The following is a 20143-nucleotide window of genomic DNA, read 5'->3' as shown; positions in this document are numbered from 1 at the left end:
CGCGTCGTCGGTGTCCGCAACGAGGACACCGACGACTACCACCTGTACGTGACGAATCTGCCCGATGAGTTCACTCCGAGGCAGGTTGCGGCGCTATACGGGTTGCGGTGGGAAGTGGAGTTGCTGTTCCGGGAACTGAAGTCGCTGTATGGGCTGGAGAAGTTCCAGACGAGTGATCCAGCGATCGTCGAGCTGTTAGTGGTGGCGGCTCTGCTTACGCTGACGGTCAGCAGAGCCTTGAAAACGACCGAGTATAAAGATATTTGCCGCATTCGAATGTACACCTATCCCTGAATGAGCATATGGAGCGTAGTATTGTTGAACAATTATAGAAAATGGCAATAGATATGGACCACAGCAAAACCGACGTCACCTCGTTTGTCAGAGAAGTCATAGGTATTGAAAACGGGAAGATTGCGATATGTAACACTTTCTTCACTGGAGCTGGCGGACGAAGTAGAGTTATAGAACAGCAAGCGAAGGCTCTTAGCCGTGATTCGTATGATGTGAAGGTCTTCGCGCTGGTTGGTAAACAGATATCAGATGTTAATTTTGATCAGACAGTACGATTGTCAGTAAATAACAAAGTACTCCGGAATTTATGCAGGTTTGCATATCCATTGACACCATTCTTCTTAACTGATTTAGAGGAACTAGGAAGATATGATCTCATTATTACTCACGATGGTTTTCCGTTTAGTCTCCTCTCAAATATGGTAAACCAGCTTTTCGATACCCCATACGTATACTGGTATCATCATCTCTGGGATAATCTCAATGAGTACTACCACGGTATCGAAGGGCTATACTCCGAATTAGATAGGTACCTAGAACGCCAAAGTTTTTTTATTAAACAGGCTGACTATCTCGTTGCAGTGAGTGATGCATCTAGATCAGAGTTACAACAAGCGTCTGGACGAGACAACGTATATGTCGTCCCTAATACTATTGATGAGAGCAGATTTGAGAATCCATCGGACATCTCTGAGGTACTTCCTGCCGAGTGTCTCTCTGGTAACGAAGATACTCTCCTCTTTGTTGGTAGTATCAATCCGCAGAAGAACATTTCTGAACTTTTTGAAGTGCTTAGACTAGTCAATCAAAAATATGGTAACGTAAGACTGCTTATTGCTGGCCGCCCGGAATCAGAGTCGTATTTCCAGTCTATTCGACATAAAGCCCCAGATAATGTGGTATTTTTAGGATTCTTGGAAAACGATGACCTTGCAGCAGTTTACGAATTCTGTGATGTTTATGTGACATGCTCTACGCATGAAAGTTTTAATCTGCCACTTCTTGAAGCCCAGTATTTTGGTACAACAGTTATTGCCTATGATACTAAGGTTCACGCGAACGTTGCAACTGGTGCATCCCTCGTTCCAAAAAATGAAACTGAAATGTTCGCCAAAAGGGTTATTAATGCGTTATGATGCAATTGACCTCACGTAAGTTGATAGTAATTGGTGTTGTTTATATTCTTCTACACATATTCTCACGTTCCGATGTGTTTTCTATCATTTTAGATGACAATACTCTCTTAATTTCTCTGATTGTATTACTTGTTTCTCTTACTTTTGTAGGAATACTCTCGTTTCTCAGCTTACGATTTCTTTTTCCTCAATGCCCAAGCCATAAATTGATTATTTTCATTCCTGCGATGAGTATTCTAATCCCCACAACCCTTGGTTTTCTGTTAAACCTAATGCTACCAGTTTTTGGCATAAAAAATCCTTTATCAGTTCCCTTTATTGTTGGATCACATATAATTCTATATAGTGTCCTGTTACTGAAATTAGATAGCCAAACTCTGATTTCTCCCCAAACTCTATCCGTGAGCCTTGATCGGAAACAATGGCTCTTTCTTCCATTACTCCTCCTTTCTCTCTCGTTCCTCGGCCCAATTGTACTGAATACTAGCAATACGAATGCCCTCAACATGGTTCTCATAGTTATGATCTCTATTACACCAGCTGTTGATTACTACGTTAGCAATCGGAACTGGAGTATTATTTTTATATTTACAACTTCTATTGGGTTACTATTCCATCAGACTTTAATTTCATTCTACCTTTTTGGTTCGGATATCCATATTGAGTATTATTTTGCAAACCTTTCGAACCAACGCTCAATTTGGCTTCCTAAGCACCCTCCAGACATTCTCAATTCCCTTCTGAGTTTAGGTGTCTATCCCACAACTATTTCACGTCTTACCCAACTTGATCTCGTCTGGATTCTGAAAGGGTTATATCCATTTTATCTTGCTTTTATTCCTCTCGTACTTTTTCTTCTTTGGGAGGATTTATTCGGATATAGAGCACGTTGGGGCGCATATTTATTAGTTTTAAATCCGACGTACTTTACAACAGTTCCCAATGCGTTTCGTCAAGGACTCGCAGAAATAATCCTCGCATCGTTGTTTCTTATTACATTTCAAAACGGGGCCGCTACTCGTACAAAGAAACTAATAATATTCTTTTTAATTGCAATTGTAACATTCCATTACGGCGTATCTTACTATTTATTGTTAGCTATTTTCCCGGTTCTCTTAGTGAGCACGTTAGTTGTACAGTTCCGAACATATCTCCCAGAAGAGAATATTTGGCCACATCTGCCACGTTGGGGTGTACCTATAATTCTGTTTTACCCAGTGGTACTTGCTTTATGGTACATATACACCTCCCAGGGAACTATATTTACTCTCTTGGTGACTGCGACAGCCCGGATCCTCACAAATATAGGAAAGGTATTTTCACCTGATAGTTCAAGAGGTACCCAGTTTGTGACTGAAGGGTTTACCGATGGACCCATTCATCTCTTGACGAAGTATCTAAATTTCGCTTCAATAGGAATTGTTTTGATCGGCCTCATCATAGTTCTCTACCAGGTCATCCGGTCGTCTCAGGGATCATCTCCTGATTCTAAATTTGAATTTAATAATATCCCTGGAGACTATCTTCTCCTAGGTCTTGTTACATATACGTTCAGTATAGCTACAGTAATACTGCCATTTGTGGCACTTGGTGTGGGTCGAATCTATCATCTCTCAATGTTTATTTTAGCACCATTTTATTCTGCCGCAATTTCTATTGGTGATAAGTCTAGACAGATTGGGATTGTACTCATTTGTCTGCTACTGTTATTGAATTTGGGTATCATTTTTGAATTCACACCAGAACCATCGGAATCTAAGGCTCTAAATTCAGACACAGTTCATCAAACAACATTTACTGATTCGGAGTATAGAGCTAGCAAATGGATTAAATCATACACTGAGAATCCCACAATATATGCAGACAGACACGGTCTCTGGAAGCTCTCTGAACGTTTTTACGGTGATGTTCACACGGTGAAAAATTCAATCAAAAAAGGCTCTCTTATGTTTCTAACAACTAATAACTTAGATACAGGAAAATTTATTCTGTTATATTACGAACCTCAACGGTTTGAGCGCGTAAATATAGCGAATTTTTCATTTATTTCTACATCTTGTACTATCTACTCATCTGGAGGGGCAGTAATAAAACGAACTTGCTAAGATTCCTATTATAATCATCCGTCTTTAGTTAGGAGATGAACCGCGTGACAGCAGTGGCTTATCGAGGCTACTTTCGTTAGTTCCCGAACGAGTCGAGAGAGTGCTGCCTGAACGCCACGAAACAGTCACATTCTGTATAATTTGACGGCCAGTCTTGGCTACTACTGCGGAGTAAATCGAGGTAGCTCCAATTCACCGCTCCAGACGGACGATATCACCCGGAGTTCGACGGTATCTGACGAAAGCTGTCGCTCACCGCCCAATGGACAGGCCGTGGGCTGACCCCGGTCAGCCCGCGGCCGTTGCCTGTGACGCCGGCACGCCAACCCCGTTCGCTTCGGTCTTCCACCGACGGCGTAACTCCTCTTCCAGTTCGTGACGAATCCAGTCACAGAACGTCTTGAACGTGAACTCCTCGGGCAGGTCGCGCCCGCCGCGCCGCGGGCGGGCGACGACCGCCCACCGCAGCACTACCCACAGGTTCTCCAGCAGTGCCGCGACGAGCATAATCGAAAACCGCACGACGGGATCACGCGTCGTCGTGATCCCGCGTGCTTGCCGCAGCAAGCGATAGGTCGTTTCGATACCTGAGCGTTTCCTGTAGAGGCGTTCGACTTGCTTCGCCGAGCGATCAGTCACGCCACAAGCCACGTAGCCACGGACGACCTCGCCGTGCTTGCCTCGGTCACCGTTCTGGTAGGAGACGGCGACCGCGAGCGGGAAGCGCAGTTCCCGCTCGCTGTCCTTGTACGTGCGATAAGTCGTCATGTACGACTCGTGGGTGTCGAGTTTGTCCTGCATCCGCTCGCCCTTCTTGGGCACGTGAACGACTGTTGCGGCGATGTCACGAGCACGGCGGATGACGCGCTCGTTGTAGAAGTCGCTGTCGGCGAGCAGGAGATCGACCTCGAAGGGATAGTTCTCGACGCGGGCGAGCACGCGCCCGACCGCGTCGGCTTCATCTTCGTCACTACGGACGTAGGTCATCGCCAGCGTCACCGGTTTGCCATTCGAGACGACGTGCGCCGTACAGTAGGTGGCAGGTGGTCGTCCCGTCCTTGGGAGCCATCGAACAGAGTTCGCCTTCGTCGTTGATGTGAACGCCGTGATAGGGGTTGTCGATGAAGTCGATGGAGACGATTCTCGACCGGTTAGGGTCGAGAATCGTCATAGCGAGGCGTCCGAGCAGAAGGTTCGCAACGAACTCAAGCCAGTCTCGGTCGAGCATATGCAGCCACGTGAGAACGGTGTCATCGCACGGTGTTCCGTCAGTATCGTTGCAGGTGTCCCAGATCGAGTTCTGGTTGACCCAGGCCAAGATGACGACGAGCCAGATGTCGCCGGGTGTTGAGGGGATAATGATTCATAGTGATTACTCTCACTGTTTACCGCCGAATGCGACGCCCGGTGACGGCGCTCGGCGGTAAGAGACGAGAGTAATCACTATCAGACGCACTTCGCAAGCTAGCTCATAGGGATCAGCAGAGATACTCATAGATTCCCGGTGACGTGAGCGTGGGAAGTTTAGCGGTGAGGTACGCCTTCAGATCGGAGAGCTCCCGATACAGTCGGTTAGCGCGTCCATCGTTCAGTTGTCGCCAGCATTGTTCGAGTGGATTCATTTCCGGTGCATACGCTGGCAGATATTCAAGAAGCAGGCCGTCGGCGGCGGCCTGCTTCTTGAGGAGCTTCGCAATGAAATACGGCGCGTTGTCCAAGACAATCACGAGCTTCTTTCCGAAATCCTACTGGAGTGCTCGCAGAAAGTGGGCGGCAGCCTTCCCGGTGAATCGTCCCTCGACGAACGAGATGAAGCGCTCACCGTTGTCGGTGACAGCGCCTAACAGATTGATCGAGGCCCGACCGCCCGAGACCGGCAGTCTCGGGCGGGAGTTCACCGGTAACCAACTCCGCTTTTGCTCGGTTTTTACGACCTGCGTGTTCTGATCGATCACCACGATCCGGTAATCGGCTGCTTTCAGCGTCGGCCACTTTTTTTGAACTCCTCGCGCCATCGCTGCTGTTCAGCCGGATCGGCTTTGTAGTGACGCGGGCGGGCTGTCTGGTAGGACAGTCTCGCCCGCTTTATGACACGATACATATGTGTCAGCGAGTACTCAACGTCGAACGTCTCAGCAATGTGGTTACGGACGAGTGCCGGCGTCCACGTCGGGTCATTATACCCTGCCTCAGACGGCGACGCCGCCAGCGTCGCCGTCAGTTCACTCCACCGCTCTTCGGTGAGTCGGGTGGATTGGCCGGGGCGAGGGAGGTCGCCGAGCGCGGTGGCATCGCGCTCGGCGACGACATCAAGCCAGTCGTAGACCGTCTGTTCGGGGAATCCGAGAAGTCGCTCGATTTCAGCTGGTGAGGTCCCTGTTCGTACAGCAGCGCACTGGTGAGGCGTTTGACTGCCTTTCCATCGGTTTCCGTGCGCAGTTGCTGACGCAACTGTTCCTCATCAACACCGTCCAGCTTGCCGCCCCACGTCGTTATGAAACTCTATACGCGCTCAGGAGATATGAACTAGTATCAGTACCTCACGAAGCATCGCCAGTTAGCCTGACCTGAGCCACCTGTTCTGTTGTGATGAGTCGTCGCTACTGGTCAAGCAACGCTGATCGAAGAGGGAGCTGTCGCTGTCGGCGGCGGTCAGCCGCCGACGCGACAGCGTTGCCACTCCTGAAGGGAGCTTGCTCGATCAGTGACTACCGGTGGACCGATTATCAGGTGGCCGATTCGCGGGGACGGCCCGACGCACCGCGAGGGCCGTCCACGCAGCCCGCCGAACCATATTCACGAACTCCTTGTACGGCCACCACCAGAGGCGACGCCCGCCTCGGCGGGGCGTCGCCACTTATTCGTAGTGCAGATACCGCCACGCGTTCTGCAACAGCAGACTCACCACGACGTATAGCGGTCTCACCGTGGAGTCTCGCGTCGTTGTCGTCGCGATCGCTTGCTCGGACAACCGATAGCTCGACTCGATACCGAACCGTTTCGAGTAGTGGTATCGAGCGTCGCGTGGACTCTCGATGAACGGCGCGTCAGCGGCGTAGCCGTGACGCGCCACGCCGTGGTCGTCGTACTTCCCGTTCAGGTACGTACAGTCGACGTAGACGGGAAACTCGACGGTCCAGTTGTGACCGTCGGGTTCCCCGTCAGGTCGTGTTGGATGACGCGACTTCACCCTTCCGAGAGTTCTTGCTGAATCTTTTCTCCCCACCGGATGACCGGGACCACGTAGGCAACGTTGTGCGTCTGTAACAGCGTGAGACACTTGCTGTCGTAGAATCCGCGATCAAGGTAGACGGCCTTGACGTCGGTGTCAAGGCCGTCAAGGATACCGAGGAACTCAGCGAGGACACTGCTGGCGGTGTCGCCGTCTTTGAGACGGCGCACCGCCAGCGTGTAGCGTTTGTTCCTCACGCGTGCGTAGAGTGTCGCATAGGCGTGAAACGCGGTGGTTTCTCGCTTTGCCTCCGAGTGGTAGAGGCCGTCTGTATCGTCTTCGTCGCCGTAGTAGGGCCGCAGGTGGAGGTCTGCGCAGACCTCCACCTGCTCGGGGAGCAGTTCGACGACGTCTCGGCGAAGAAGCGTGTTAGCGACTCGTTCGAGCCGTTCCGGCTCGAACTTCGTCCGGAGGTGGTAGAGAATCGTGTTCGCTGATGGCGAGTCTTCGCTGGAGTTGCATAGCGTGGAGATCGAGGTCCCGTCGGCGGTTGCGCCGACGAGGACCTTGTAGATGTCCTCTGCATCGATTTCGGCATTGTTGGCGAGATTCAGAGAAACTTCCTCGTCAAGTCGGTTGACGAGGAAGTTAAGGAGCTGGTCTTCGTGGATTTCACTGTCCGCTTGCTTTGCTTGCTTGGACACAACCCAGCAAGCGGACTCCTTCAACTTGCGAGCTTTGTGAGGTACTGAGTCTGCCGATCCCTATCAGAATCCGCGGGTTAGATGCCTTTTACGGTTAGATCTCAAACAACGTACTAACGGTGAGAGGCGGTTTATATGATGAAAGACAAAACGCCTGTCACAAGGTATGTATCACCTATTTTCAGCACCCAATTCATCAGTTGATTGAATTACCTGAAATTATACTGTTTCACAAAAATAGCCTTAGATCGCCGTGTAGCCGGTGCACGGCTCTCTTAACTCGTCAAAATCCATAATCGAATTAGCTTTCAAACCTTCGTTAAGCCATTAGCGCGGTGCCCTTTCCCTCTTCGACTTTCAGCCGCAGCTCTCGCTATCAACAATCTACTTCCCAAGGGCGAAAGACGAATGCCTATTATAATAATTTCTGCAACCCATGGTAGGGTATCTCAGGGATGTCAAGTATGATCTGAGGGTCTCTTCGAATTAATTTCATAGCGTTCCAAACGTATCTTCCAGCAGAATATTCGTCATGATGATACACCAACTGATGAGCAGGGCCTTTCCGGATGATTTCTTCCTCAACATTGTTTGATAATTTATCTTTTCCTACTTTTTCATCACGGTAAATGTTCTCATAAATAGTTTCAGCAAAACATTCAGGTGAGAACTCCTCACCTCTTTCTTCAAGGAAATCTTTACCAGCAGATCGATACCTATTGTACTCTTCAGCAGTCACTGAATCCAACCTCTCAAATAGTGCTTCGGGTGATTGGAAATTACGATAATCTATAAAACAATCTTTCGGTACGTACTCTTCGATGTTATTCGCGCCCCAGTATACCGGGACTGCTCCTCCTCGTAGACAGTCAAAAATTTTCTCCGTGATACAGCCTTCAATTCCGGTGATATTCTCGAAAGCAAGTGCAAATTGGTGGCTAGTATATGCATCGCTTTTATCATCTATTTCTCCATTATATGTTTGGTAAGTATCAGTTTTGAATTTATGATGGACCACTATATCGCCGATAGTTGGCTGTTTGTTCCAGAACCGTCCAAACAAGGAAAATCGCTCTGGATGGTGTTCGTCAAAGTATTGAATAACTTCTTCTCTCGCAGTATACAATTCGTTTGGATGTGTGGAATATCGTCGGCTCGATACAGTGGTGAGAAGTGTCTGCTCCTGAAATGACTCTTTATCGGTATGAACTGGCTGGATATGCTGCGGCCAATTATATCCGATGAATTTCTCACTGATTTCCTCAAGCGTGTCATTCCATGTAAAAACGACATCAAATAGTGGGGCGATACGGAGGATATTACGGATAGCATTTAACGGATCCACGGATGGCGGTTCGCGCATTATGTAAACGAGAGTCGGCGGGGATTCCATCTGCAATATCTGTGATAAATACCAGTAATTCATATCAATAAAAATACATATATCAACCGAATATATATTTACATTGTCAATTGTATAGAGTTCGTCGCCATCGTCTCTGAACTTTTCCCGAAGCATAGAATAACCAATATGATCAGGAAATCCAGATTTGGCATCAGTTCCAACTTTACAGGAGCTATCGTAATTGAAGAGTTCCCCATTCAATAGGGAGGGACTCTGTGGAATGATTGCACTCTTCATACACTATCTGCTTGCTGTGGTATATTAACCTATTCGATATAATATCACATAACAGTCGGGAAATGACCGCTCAATCAGCGATTCAGGCTTTCTCCACGCCACAAGTAAATTTCTGTTATTCAAGGACTATCAAGTCGCTCTCCAACCTTATTTATGCGTGCCCTTGTCCTCTTTGACCCCGCAGCTACCGGTCTGCAATATCAACAATCTCCTACGCAAGAGCGTTACGCTCTTGGGTAGAGGATTGTTGGTCAGGTCTCAGCAGTAGCTGGAAGTCACAGCGGGCAAGGGTGACGCGAACGCGTCACCCGACGAACGATGTTCCCAGTCAAGACGTTCGTCTCGGAGCGTCGGGCCGCGAACCTGCTGGCACAGGTTCGCTGGCGTAACGGCGTCTATTGCCCACGCTGCCGTGCCGAATCTGTGATTCGGTACGGCAGCTATCGGGTGTTTCAGCGGTATCGCTGTAAGAATTGCGACCGCACGTTCAACGACCAGACTGGCACTGTCTTCGAACACTCGGCGGTGGCACTCAGAAAGTGGTTTCTCGCTGTCTACACCTACATCCGCTTCAACACGAGTCTCAGACAGTTAGACGTGGAAATTGACGTTTCCTACAAGACGATCTATCGGCGCGTCCAGCGCTTCCTGCGAGCGCTGGACGCGCCCCGTCCACAACTGGAAGGACCGGTCGAAACCGACGAGCTGTACGTGAAAGCAGGTCTCAAAGGCCGCGAGCGCGACGGCCCGTCGCGCTCGCGTGGGCTGTCCACGCGCGGACGTGGAACGTACGCTGAGGACAAGCTCCCCGTGTTCATTCTCGCAGATCGTGGGAGCGGTGACCGGTACGTGATTCCGGCGAAAGCCGCAGACGAATCGACGATGCGACTCCTGCTGGCCGACCGCCAGCAGGAGTCGGTGACCGTCTATACTGATGGCTTTCGAGCGTACGACCCACTTGACGAGGACGACGCATTCGACCACGAATACGTCGTCCACGGTGACGGGGAGTACGTTGATGGAGACGTACGCGTGAATACCTGCGAGAGCCACGCGTCGCTGACGCGACGGTGGCTCTCGCCGCATCGAGGAGTCTCCAAAGACGGACTTACGCCGTATCTCAGAGCGTTCCAACTCCGACGTGAGGTCTTCCGAAAACCAGGGAAAGAAGCGCTGAAAGCCATCCTCGAAACGGCACTCTAACTCACCAACAATCTACGCCACAAGAGCGGAGCGTTATTTTATATACTACTGGGCCTACGCAGCGTATCGATCAGTTGGAGTATCATCTTTCGGAACGCCGGATGCACAAAAAGAACTCCCGCGTAAATTCCTACCCCAGATACTACGATTATAATAAAAGTGATAAGCGATGATGGGAGTGCAAATAATTGGATCACCCAAAGAACGAAAGTCATTATTGTTGACGAAATAACTATCCAGCGCAGTTTATTCATTTCCAAATCAATTGAGATGAATTTTGACGCATATCTCCAATGAAGTGCTGTTCCGAGAAGAGATGCTGTAGTCGTTCCGATTGCCGCACCAAGAATATCAAACTGAGATATCAACACGAAATTGAGAGTGGCATTTGCAGTAAGACCCGCAGCGGTTGCCTTCGCAGACAGAGAGGGTAAATTGATTCCTCTTAGTACATGGCCATAGACAAGCTGAAACACCTGAATAATCTGTTCTCCAACTAAAATCATCAACACGACAGCCGCATTAGTGTACCCCGTTCCATACAGAAAGCGGAGAATATCGCTTGAAAGTAGAACAGTGCCAAAAAATGCAGGAATAGTAAATAATAAACAAATAGTCAACGCTTTTGATGCGATATCCTCAATTTTTTGAGTTTCGCCCTCAGCATCCCAAGCACTAATTTGTGGAAACACTGTAGTAACAATGGAGTTCGCAACTAACATTACCAACATTGCTATCCGCCAAGACAGTTCATAATGGCTCACTAATTCTGGTGTCACAAAGAGACCAAGGATGGCAACATCAGTCCAGTTGTAGAGTTCCCAGCCAACAAACGTGACTACATTGTATTTCATATATTTAATCAGTGAATGAAACTGCCTCTGTGAAGGAATTGAAGGATAAATATTAATTTTGAATGCACTCCAACCCAGACTAACGATATAACCAAGAATCAAACCCCATACTAATCCTTCAACCCCAAACCCAAGCGTTACAAAGAGTATACTACTTACGATCCACGTAATCCGTTCTCCAATTCGAATGATAGCAGTTTCGCCAGCCCTCAATTCACCATATAAAACTTTAATCGCTAATTTAGATACTCCATAAAGGACAAGAGCAACCATTAGTAATCCGACAAGTTGCTCACCTAGATATTGGTTTACATAAGTTCGGAACAGCCAGATTCCAGTAATAAGTGCAGTAGAGAGGGCGATCTTAATCAGAATCCCTGCACCAATGAATGAACTCTGGTGGTCTCCTTCACTTAGCCTTTTCTCAATAGCACCTCTCAGACCAAAATCTGCAAGAATATCTAACAGTGAGAGTAGTGCTTGAAAAAGAAAAAAGACGCCTAGAGTACTTCCCCCGAGAGCTCTAGCAAAGTAAGCTATCGTAAAAAAATATAGAATTGAACTAAATAAATTTGCACTAAATATTTTTAAACTTGATTTTGATAAGTCCATTTTTAGGCGACGAATAATTTTAAATATTATCCATCTCTCTTATTTCTGATCGAATATGACCGATTTCATTTTCATGAGATAGATAATCGTGGAGGATGGATTCATACCGATTGGTTTCAACCTCTTTGTCTGATTGACCTGGGTCCTTATGTTCTTCTCCCAGATAGTTTAGTTCGGATTTCGATCCTTCTTTCGTGTATCTAGCATCAGTCGTCCGAAGAGACATCTTCCGGCAATTGCCATCGTAAACATTCGAAATAGCGTAGTTTCGAGACGATTCTACAAGAGATCCATTGGGGAATGTTGTATCAATGCCAGCATACTTCGCGATTTCCTCGGCCAGGCCAGTCAGTGAGACAGGATGTTGTACTGTATCCTGGAGCCTATCGTCGAACATAACTAACGGGACGTGTAGCGTCTCTTCAGTTAATTCAGGTGGATGCCCATACCATCCGGGTTCCCCAAATGCTTCTCCGTGGTCCCCATGCACGATAATCAGCGGATCGTATTCGCCGAATTCATCTCGGAGACGACCGAGAAATTGGTCTGCATATCTGATCGAATCATCGTACGCATTGATGAGGTTCTGCCGTTCTTTCTCTGAAAAATCTGGATTCCAGTTGCTTTTGAGAACTTTCCAGTTTGCGCGCCACATTTCATATGTCGAACTCCACTGTCGATGGTTACGAGGTGCGAGGTATGGATGATGCGTGTCAAGTAACAGAACCCACAAAAAGAATGGACCATCTTGTTCCTCCACCCATGAGGTGATTGTTTCGAAGTAGTCTTCCCAAGGTTTGAATACTTCTTCTTGGAATATTAAATTACGCAAATTACGTAATGTTGAAGCTACTCCTCCTCGCCCTGATACAGTTGTTTTATCCAGCAATTTTTGATATGCTCCAGTAGTCTCTGATTGAATCGAAAGAAAATCTTCAAAGTAATCGAATCCTTGATCAAAACCAAAATAACTGGAGGCAAATACGTTTGGAGTTACAGCGGCAGTTGAGTAACCTTCAGTTGAGAGAACTTCAGATATTGTTCTTCTGTCATCTAACATCTTGACCCAGGGAGCGGGTTCGATCTGAGTCGGACTCACCGAAGAAAATTCTCCGGTAAGTACTCCGGTCATTGCTGCTGGCGTTCCTCCACCGGGAGCCATCGCGTTCTCAAAGGAAATGCCATTAGTAGCCATTGAGTCTAGATTTGGTGTCGTATCACGCTGGTATCCGAGAAATCCACAGTGATCTGCTCGTAGACTATCTAGAGTAACTAAGACGATATTCTCGTTAGTCATTTCTCTGGCTGATTGTGCACGTGTATTCAAATAATTTGGCTTTGATGTACTGTTCTAGTTTAACGACACACGCCAGTATCGTCGGGTGATTAGATTATAGCATTCAGTGTACTCTATTGAATCCGCTGATGCGGCATAAGTAGCGCTAATTTCTCCCGACATCAGGGGTTGGATACTGTCCCTGTGGAGACCTGCTCCTGAGTGCGGGTACATTCGAGAACCACTCTTGACACTCGGTACTTCACGAGCGGCATAACCAGTGAAATTGAACCGGCGAATTAATCAGCAGAAAGTGTCTGGGATTGTTTATGTTGAACCTGTCATCTCTATTTCAAATACCCACATTGGCTCTGAGGAATCGCTGCACAGCGTTGGTTTCGACCGTTAGAACGAGGAAGATGAAGCGGGAAACCGCCGATGTCTATGTCGAAGATTTCCCGCTTCACGAAGAAAGCAGTGCGATTAGCTAAAAATGCTGTTGGTGGCCGAGGCAAAGTCGCCGCCCCCGGAGTGATCAGCGTAACATCTGACCACCTGGGAGGAAGGTATCGATCCAGTCAACGGCGAAGCTCAGTCGATGACTCAACCGGAGAAACGTCTCGGTGAGGTACTCTCTGAAGTGCTCTTTGTCCTCGAAGATCGTCGGTGAAATCTCACGCTTGAGGTCTTTCCAGAGCGGTTCAATCGCGTTCAACGTTGGCGAATACGGTGGGATGAAGACGAACTCGATGCCGAGTTCGTCGGCCCGCTGTTGTGTGAGTCGCGCGTGATGGGAGCCGTAATTATCCGCCACGAGCAGAATCCGCCCCACCGGATTCTGCTCGCGGATCTCTTCGAGCGCCTCCACAATCGTCTCTTTCACTAACCGCTTTTTGAACGTGATCACACTCTGGCCAGTCAACGCATAGAACCCGATTGACCGCCACGGAAACGTCACCAACGGCTTTTCGATCGTTACCGTCTGGTCGAACGACCACATCCGCTGAGAATTCTCGGACGGCTGTGGCCACGCCTCATCGAAAGAATCCGAACGCAACCGGATCCTCCTCTGGTTTGTGCTCATCCTTGCCGAGCGCCTGGCCGAGGCGCTCGGCAGGTATCTCCTCAGCGTCCTCTGGACGCCGTGGGTCTATCGGACGCGGTTTTGCGTATTTCATTCCCGCGGCTCGGAGCTTTCGGCTGAGGTGGGCTGGGTGATACGTGACGCCGTAACGCTCCGCAATGAGCGCGTGGATTTCTCGCGACGTCCAAGGCTGTCCAGCTTCGAGAGTCTCACAGAGTTCCTCGAATTGGGCTGGGGTGAGCTTCGGCGGCCGGCCGCCGCCGAAGCTCGGCCGCAACCCGTTGACACCACCGTTGTTCCACGCGCGTGCCCATCTGTGTGTCGTGGCTCTGGAGACACCAACGCGCTTGCCAGCTTCCTCACGCGTGTCACCGTGATAGAAGTTCTTGATGTAGCACAACCGCCGGACGAGACGGGTCTCGTCCGCCTTCTGTGCGTCCGTAATCGCCTGTTCGAGCTCTTTCTCCGAGACGTGCTTTACCAACTGACCGCGCCGACTACTCTTCATCAAGAGATAGACGCGCTCTCAGGGCTCAACTCTTTCGCAGACCACTCTCGGCGCAGCTGCACGACCTCTCAGGTCACGCCGCTATTGACGCGACATTCTTCGACCGTGAAAACGCGAGCAAGCACTACTGTCGCCGGACGAATTATCGCGTTCAAACACTCAAAGCGACTGCTCTCGTTGACACAGAAACCCAAGCGATCGTTGACGTTCACTGTACGACCGAGAAAACACACGACACACAGCTCGGCTGGCAGGTCGCCTGCCGCAACCCAGGCGACCTGCACAGCCTCGCTGCGGACAAAGGCTACGATTGGATGGAGTTACGCGACAAACTGCGAGAAGAGGACGTGAGACCGCTGATTAAACATCGAGAGTTCTGGCCCATCGATCACGCGCACAACGCGCGGGTCGGTGGGCCTCTGTATCGCCAAAGAGCGATGTGTGAGACCGTCTTCTCGTCGATCAAGCGGACGCACGGCGACGTCGTGCGTGCGCGAACATAGTATCAAGAATTTCGTGAACTCGTCGTAAAATATATCGCTCACAACATCAAGCGTGCTGTAACACGGTGAAATCAAACTCCGTCTGGCAATTCACCAAGGCGCCGCTAAGTTAGCGAAAGGGATGGGAAGATTCGGCTCCTAGTGGAACTGATTCAAATGAACCTTCCCGAACTGAGTGAAGTGCTGGACGAGATTGAGTTTTTCAAGCGTGAGCGGACGGATCGACAGGTCGTTGAGCTGGCGATCCTCCTGTACAACTTCGGTGTGAGCTTTCGGAAGGTCGCACGCGTTCTCGGCTGGATTGGCGTTGAACGGTCTGATGTTGCGATGTGGAGTTGGGTTCAGAAGTTTGGACGACGGATGCGTGAGGCGGGTCGGCGGCCTGCCGCCGACCTGCCGGCGGTGGTACTGATCGACGAGACGGTGGTCAAACAGCGGGCCCGGCAGTTTGTGTTGTTCGCAGCTGTCGATCCCGAGACTCGCCACCTCATCCATACCTCTGTCGCTCCATCGAGGAACTACCTCACAACTCGGCGATTCCTCACCGAAATCGCCGAGTTGTATGGGCGGATGCCGCCAATTTTGGTGACAGACGACGCGAGCTACGGCTCCGCTTTCACCGCTGAAGGTGTCACTCACATCGTCCGCCGGCATAGTGTGAGAAACCGCGTCGAGCGATGGATTCAAGAGCTGAAGCGTCGCATAGAGACGTTCTACGCCTCATTTATTGGCTACGACGTCGAAACTACGAACAACTGGCTTCGGCAGTTTGCGTGGGTCTGGAACGTCTGCCTAACTTAGCGGTGCCTTCACCAAAGCCCCCACATTTATATTTCTACTCTAAAATCTTCTATTATGAGCCGAACGTATCTTCTCAATCCGCCGTTTATGCCAGGATTCAGCAGGAGCATGCGGTGGCAGGACACTGGCAGAGGAGGAACTCTCTACTATCCGGTATGGCTCGCATACGCGACCGGTGCAGTAGAACAGGAAGGTCACGAAGCTAAGCTAGTTGATGCACCAGCGTGGGATTGGAGGAAGAAAGACGTCCTGCGCGATGCTGCCGAGTTCGACCCAAAACTCGTCATTATGGACACGTCGTTCACCAGCCTGAACAACGATTTATCCGTTCTGTCAGACATCAAAGACGCGACTGGTGCCACGACGATGGTAGTTGGGGAACCTGGATCTGTTTTTTCTGATCAGATACTCAATACTGACTGCGTCGACATCGTCGCTCAGAACAATTTCGAACTCACCGCCGTCGAAGTAGCTGAATCGCTTGATCAGAACGGTTCGTTCGACGGTATTGCGGGAATGTCTTTCTACCGAGATAGCGAAATTGTACACAACGAACCTCGTCCTATCGAACGCTCTGCTGATCTTGACGATTTGCCTTTTGTCTCGAAGGTCTATGACGATCATCTCAATATCGACGACTACTTCCTGGGTCAGTCTCTCTATCCCGAAGTTCAAATCATCACCGGTCGAGGCTGCCCTTATGAGTGTACTTTCTGCTCATGGCCACAGACGTTTACTGGCCGCTCCTACCGATATAGGAGCGTTGAAGACATCGTTGATGAGTTTGAGTGGGTCGAACAGAACTTGCCTGAGGTTAACGAGATATTTATTGAAACTGACACCTTCGCACTCAACGAGAAGCGAGTTCGTAATTTCACTGAGGAACTGCGAAGTCGAGATGTGAGCATCACATGGGCCTGTAACGCCCGAGCGGACGGAACGCTTGGTCTAGATACGATGAAACGGATGCGAGAGACTGGCTGTCGGCTGTTTGTGACAGGTTTCGAGTCAGGAAGCGACGAGATGTTGATGAATATGAAGAAAGACATTACTACAGATCAGATTCGTGAGTACTGTCGGAAGGCGAAGGAGGCTGGTGTCCTGATCCATGGGGACTACATCATCGGACTCCCAGGTGAGACGGAAAAGACCATCCAAGAGACTAGAGAACTTATTTTCGAGACGAAGCCTGAAGTCTTGCAAGTTGCCGTGGCGACGCCATTCCCAGGAACGGAGTTTTTTGAGTGGGCTCATCAAAACGGTCATCTCAATATCGATAGCCTCGATCAGTATCTTGATCAAAAAGGTCATCAGCGTGCCGTTATTGACTACCCAAACCTTACCTACAAGAAAATAAACCAGAAGGTCGATCAGCTTCTCAAGGACTACTACTTGTCTCCAAAGTACGTTCCACTAGCAGCCCGGCAGGTTCTCAGGGAAAACGGGTGGCAAGAATTCAAACGAATCGCGCACGAGGCCAAGGTCTTCCTCGGATATATCTCTGACCGAGACTACAGCGAATATGATCGAGAGTATGAAGCGAAAATCGAACTCGAAGACGAGCATACCGCACAGGGCGTCCCTGGAAACAGAATCACATCATCCGATGATTGAACTTGAGTCATTTACCGGTCGCCGGCGAGAGCTTATGGATCGTGGTACACGTAGTTGGATCGTCCTTGACACAGGGTCAATACCAGCGCTCACGAGCGATGACCCGAACACTGAACCTGGACCACATTCGGCACAATGTGGGAAATGCGGTGCGACTCTTGTTAAGGATGTTAATTTATATGATGTCTCTGGCTACGTACTCAAGTGCCCCCAGTGTGATTCGTACAACGATTTACAAGATCCGGACAAGTATCTCGGATGAATGACGGAGATCTCCATCGTCATTCCGACGCTCAACGACGCAGAAACGCTTGATGCGTGCCTAGAGTCGCTGGATAGTCAAAACTATCCTGAAGAAAAGTATGAGGTGATAATCGTGGATGGCGGATCAGACGATGGAACACTCAATATCGCCCACGAGTATAATTGTCGTGTTCTGTTTGAGGAAGAGGGGACGATTAGTTACGCACGCGAACTCGGAGTACAGAAAGCTGACGGGTCCTATATCGCGTTTACTGATGCTGATTGCGTGGTCCCAGACGATTGGCTCGTGAAACTCAAGTCAACAGTCGAAACGGACGAACACGTAGCGGGAGTCGGTGGGCCGAATGTAACACCGGAGGACGACAAAACGTTCGCTAAGGCAGTCGGTGATTTCTTCGAGTTATTCAGCAAGGTGGGTGCGAGATACGGGTTCACAGGTGATGAGATAACTGAAGTTCATCACAACCCTACCTGCAACGTGATTTATAAGCGAGAGGTGTTAGAGGAGGTCGGAGGATTCAACGAACAACTCGTTACGGTTGACGATGAAGAGATGGACTATCGAATCAGAGAACAAGGATATCGACTCTTGTTTCGCCCAGATGCACCAGTCGATCACTATCGACGGCCGACTTGGCGGCGCTTCCAACAAATGGCGTACACCTACGGTTACGGCCGAGGACAAGCAGTCCGTATCCACAGCGAACTCGGGAAATGGTTCCACTATGGACCAACGATAATCGGGATAGTTGTTATTGGTCTCTTTTTGGCTGCCCTGCTAACGCCGATCCCGTTGTTCATCCCCCTCTCTGTAGTCTTTATCGGTGAAATTAGTATATTAGGTATTGCTGCTTTCATGCGACTTAGAACAAACCGAAGTCTCATTAGATATTATTTATTAATTAATGTCTGGCACATCTTTTGGGGTATAGGTTTCGCGCAAGGAATAGTCAACCCGCCAAGTACTGATCCGGACCTACAGATGAAGAGTGACCCTCAAAAGACCTCGTAGAAGATCCACGTAGTATGTAAGTTTCCAGTGGTCTCTGCTAACATTCCAAGCAGAGATGAGGGAGTGTCTGTCACTCTTGACCAAGAGTTGGGCTCAGGTGAACGCCCTGTAACGAGGGGGGTGTCTGCTTGCAGCCTGCAACCAACGTCCGAACTTTAAGAATGAAACAGGTGGTAAGTAGGATATGGAGCGTGTCATAGAACTCTTCACACACTATAGTCAGATTACTTATTTTTATAAACGGTAACTCCTTTAGAAGTTTGTGCACTTGGTGCACGGAGTTTAGAAACGGTTAGATAGTGCCCTTTCGTTTCCGAATAATGATTTCTCGAACCCGTTCAACCTGGTTCGCCTCGGATTGAACGAATGCTGTGAGAATGGCTTCGACGATCTCGGAGCGGCTGACTCCGAGATCGTCACACTCAGCGACCAGTTCATCTACTTCTCGCACGATTTCCTCGTCAACAGCGACGCCGAACTTCTCTTTCGCCATAGCTAAAATAGGCTGAGAACAGCGTGCACCAAGTGTACGACGCTTTCAGTTCGTTAAAGCTCATTCAGAAAGCCTTGTGAACTCTTCTATGACAGGCTCAGGATATGGAGAATGCCGGAAAAGTCGGGACGTACATTCGCCCTTCTACAGAACGACAAGACGACCAGCATCAACGCGACTCGATCACCCGATACATCGACGAGCATGACTTCCCCCAAGACAGGGTCGAACAGTACGTTGATATCGAATCCGGATCGAACGACGAGCGCGAACAATTCAACGCCCTCCTGGACGCAATCCGAAACGACGAGTTCGACCACGTCATCGTCTGGGAGATCAGCCGGATCTCTCGCCGCGGGGCAACGCTGCAGGAATTCTTCGACGCCTGCGAGGAACACGGCGTCACGATTCACATCACGGACGGAGCTGTCGAGAAGGTCAAACCGGACGGTACCGGTCGGTTCGTCGCTGACATCGTCGGTATGGTGTATCAGCAAGAGCGACGACAGCCGATCCGACGCGTGAAATCCGGCGTGGAGCGAGCGAAAGACCAAGGAAAATGGGTCGGAAACGTTCCTGCAGGGTTCCGACGCAACGATGAGGGATACCTACAGCCCATCGTTGAGCCCGATGGAGGAGAGGACAGTTACTTCGAGCTCGTAGACGCACTCGAACGACTGGAAGACGGTGAATCGTACCGATCCGTCGCTAAGACACTCTCGATCAGCCGACAAGGGCTCTCCAATATTCACAAAGACCCGCAGCGGCGACGGTGGTACCTTGACGGGGAGAGTGACGACGAGCGTGTTCGTGAAGCGCTCGATGAGGTAACGACAGAGCCCTCGTAAAACAGTTGTTAGGTGGGC

The 20143-nt window shown here is 49.5% G+C and carries 15 protein-coding genes and 6 pseudogenes; 10 read left to right on the top strand and 11 right to left on the bottom strand.

Translation table 11 applies throughout. From position 1 onward, the window contains the following. Positions 1 to 240 (top strand): annotated as a pseudogene (locus ACQUQ0_RS16435) (transposase); the annotation flags it as partial. A 107-nt stretch (positions 241 to 347) separates the two neighbouring features. Next, the gene (locus ACQUQ0_RS16430; protein WP_435186713.1) at positions 348 to 1430 is read left to right on the top strand and encodes a glycosyltransferase family 4 protein; all 1083 of its coding nucleotides are present in this window, start codon (positions 348 to 350) and stop codon (positions 1428 to 1430) included. Positions 1431 to 1617: 187 nt separating this feature from the next. Here the strand turns inward: ACQUQ0_RS16430 and ACQUQ0_RS16425 are convergent, their stop codons facing one another. Then, complete coding sequence (locus ACQUQ0_RS16425) at positions 1618 to 1947, bottom strand: hypothetical protein (protein WP_435186711.1); 330 nt, start codon at positions 1945 to 1947, stop codon at positions 1618 to 1620. Here ACQUQ0_RS16425 and ACQUQ0_RS16420 point away from each other — a divergent pair. Beyond that, positions 1937 to 3535 (top strand): DUF2206 domain-containing protein, encoded by a 1599-nt coding sequence (locus tag ACQUQ0_RS16420; RefSeq protein WP_435186709.1) that lies wholly within the window; start codon positions 1937 to 1939, stop codon positions 3533 to 3535. The genes ACQUQ0_RS16425 and ACQUQ0_RS16420 overlap by 11 nt on opposite strands. Positions 3536 to 3823: 288 nt before the next feature. Here the strand turns inward: ACQUQ0_RS16420 and ACQUQ0_RS16415 are convergent. The 5 genes and pseudogenes from ACQUQ0_RS16415 to ACQUQ0_RS16395 form a co-directional block, all read right to left on the bottom strand. Continuing rightward, positions 3824 to 4889: pseudogene (locus tag ACQUQ0_RS16415) on the bottom strand (ISH3 family transposase); the annotation flags it as partial. A gap of 124 nt (positions 4890 to 5013) precedes the next feature. Beyond that, positions 5014 to 5550 (bottom strand): annotated as a pseudogene (locus ACQUQ0_RS16410) (IS630 family transposase). Next, positions 5514 to 5894 (bottom strand): winged helix-turn-helix domain-containing protein, encoded by a 381-nt coding sequence (locus ACQUQ0_RS16405; protein WP_435186715.1) that lies wholly within the window; start codon positions 5892 to 5894, stop codon positions 5514 to 5516. The pseudogene ACQUQ0_RS16410 and the gene ACQUQ0_RS16405 overlap by 37 nt, the downstream one beginning before the upstream one ends. A gap of 342 nt (positions 5895 to 6236) precedes the next feature. Next, positions 6237 to 7411: pseudogene (locus ACQUQ0_RS16400) on the bottom strand (ISH3 family transposase). 415 nt (positions 7412 to 7826) lie between these two features. Beyond that, a complete protein-coding gene (locus ACQUQ0_RS16395) occupies positions 7827 to 9053 on the bottom strand; it encodes a glycosyltransferase family 10 domain-containing protein (RefSeq protein ID WP_435186707.1) in 1227 nt (408 codons plus the stop codon). A 318-nt stretch (positions 9054 to 9371) separates the two neighbouring features. On the opposite strand from ACQUQ0_RS16395, the gene ACQUQ0_RS16390 reads away from it, so the two are divergent. Next, entirely contained in the window at positions 9372 to 10256 is an 885-nt protein-coding gene (locus ACQUQ0_RS16390) for an IS1595 family transposase (RefSeq protein WP_435186705.1), read from the top strand. A 38-nt stretch (positions 10257 to 10294) separates the two neighbouring features. On the opposite strand, the gene ACQUQ0_RS16385 is transcribed toward ACQUQ0_RS16390, so the two are convergent. Both ACQUQ0_RS16385 and ACQUQ0_RS16380 read right to left on the bottom strand, forming a co-directional pair. Next, entirely contained in the window at positions 10295 to 11722 is a 1428-nt protein-coding gene (locus ACQUQ0_RS16385) for a flippase (RefSeq protein ID WP_435186703.1), read from the bottom strand. A gap of 19 nt (positions 11723 to 11741) precedes the next feature. Further along, positions 11742 to 13019, bottom strand: a complete 1278-nt coding sequence (locus tag ACQUQ0_RS16380) for a sulfatase (protein WP_435186701.1) — start codon at positions 13017 to 13019, stop codon at positions 11742 to 11744. Positions 13020 to 13442: 423 nt separating this feature from the next. Between ACQUQ0_RS16380 and ACQUQ0_RS16375 the strand changes: the two are divergent. Next, positions 13443 to 13526: pseudogene (locus tag ACQUQ0_RS16375) on the top strand (IS5/IS1182 family transposase); the annotation flags it as partial. A 7-nt stretch (positions 13527 to 13533) separates the two neighbouring features. Here the strand turns inward: ACQUQ0_RS16375 and ACQUQ0_RS16370 are convergent. Both ACQUQ0_RS16370 and ACQUQ0_RS16365 read right to left on the bottom strand, forming a co-directional pair. After that, positions 13534 to 13998, bottom strand: coding sequence for an IS630 family transposase (locus ACQUQ0_RS16370; RefSeq protein ID WP_435186699.1), 465 nt, complete (start codon positions 13996 to 13998; stop codon positions 13534 to 13536). Positions 13999 to 14032: 34 nt separating this feature from the next. Next, a complete protein-coding gene (locus ACQUQ0_RS16365; protein WP_435186697.1) occupies positions 14033 to 14590 on the bottom strand; it encodes an IS630 family transposase in 558 nt (185 codons plus the stop codon). Positions 14591 to 14619: 29 nt separating this feature from the next. Between ACQUQ0_RS16365 and ACQUQ0_RS16360 the strand changes: the two are divergent. The 4 genes and pseudogenes from ACQUQ0_RS16360 to ACQUQ0_RS16345 all read left to right on the top strand — a co-directional run. Next, a pseudogene (locus ACQUQ0_RS16360) lies at positions 14620 to 15162 on the top strand (IS5 family transposase); the annotation flags it as partial. Positions 15163 to 15249: 87 nt separating this feature from the next. After that, positions 15250 to 15894 (top strand): IS6 family transposase, encoded by a 645-nt coding sequence (locus ACQUQ0_RS16355; protein ID WP_435186695.1) that lies wholly within the window; start codon positions 15250 to 15252, stop codon positions 15892 to 15894. A gap of 54 nt (positions 15895 to 15948) precedes the next feature. Further along, a complete protein-coding gene (locus ACQUQ0_RS16350; RefSeq protein ID WP_435186693.1) occupies positions 15949 to 17508 on the top strand; it encodes a radical SAM protein in 1560 nt (519 codons plus the stop codon). A 262-nt stretch (positions 17509 to 17770) separates the two neighbouring features. Next, complete coding sequence (locus tag ACQUQ0_RS16345) at positions 17771 to 18784, top strand: glycosyltransferase (protein ID WP_435186691.1); 1014 nt, start codon at positions 17771 to 17773, stop codon at positions 18782 to 18784. Positions 18785 to 19076: 292 nt separating this feature from the next. Here ACQUQ0_RS16345 and ACQUQ0_RS16340 read toward each other — a convergent pair whose 3' ends face one another. Then, entirely contained in the window at positions 19077 to 19277 is a 201-nt protein-coding gene (locus tag ACQUQ0_RS16340) for a ribbon-helix-helix protein, CopG family (protein WP_435186690.1), read from the bottom strand. A 104-nt stretch (positions 19278 to 19381) separates the two neighbouring features. Here ACQUQ0_RS16340 and ACQUQ0_RS16335 point away from each other — a divergent pair, with 104 nt between their 5' ends. Continuing rightward, positions 19382 to 20125, top strand: a complete 744-nt coding sequence (locus ACQUQ0_RS16335) for a recombinase family protein (RefSeq protein WP_435186688.1) — start codon at positions 19382 to 19384, stop codon at positions 20123 to 20125. Positions 20126 to 20143: the final 18 nt, after the last annotated feature.

It is taken from the genome of Halobellus sp. EA9 (assembly GCF_051195055.1).
GTDB classification, from domain to species: Archaea; Halobacteriota; Halobacteria; order Halobacteriales; family Haloferacaceae; genus Haloquadratum; species Haloquadratum rubicundus.
This window is presented reverse-complemented; position numbering and strand designations above follow the sequence as displayed.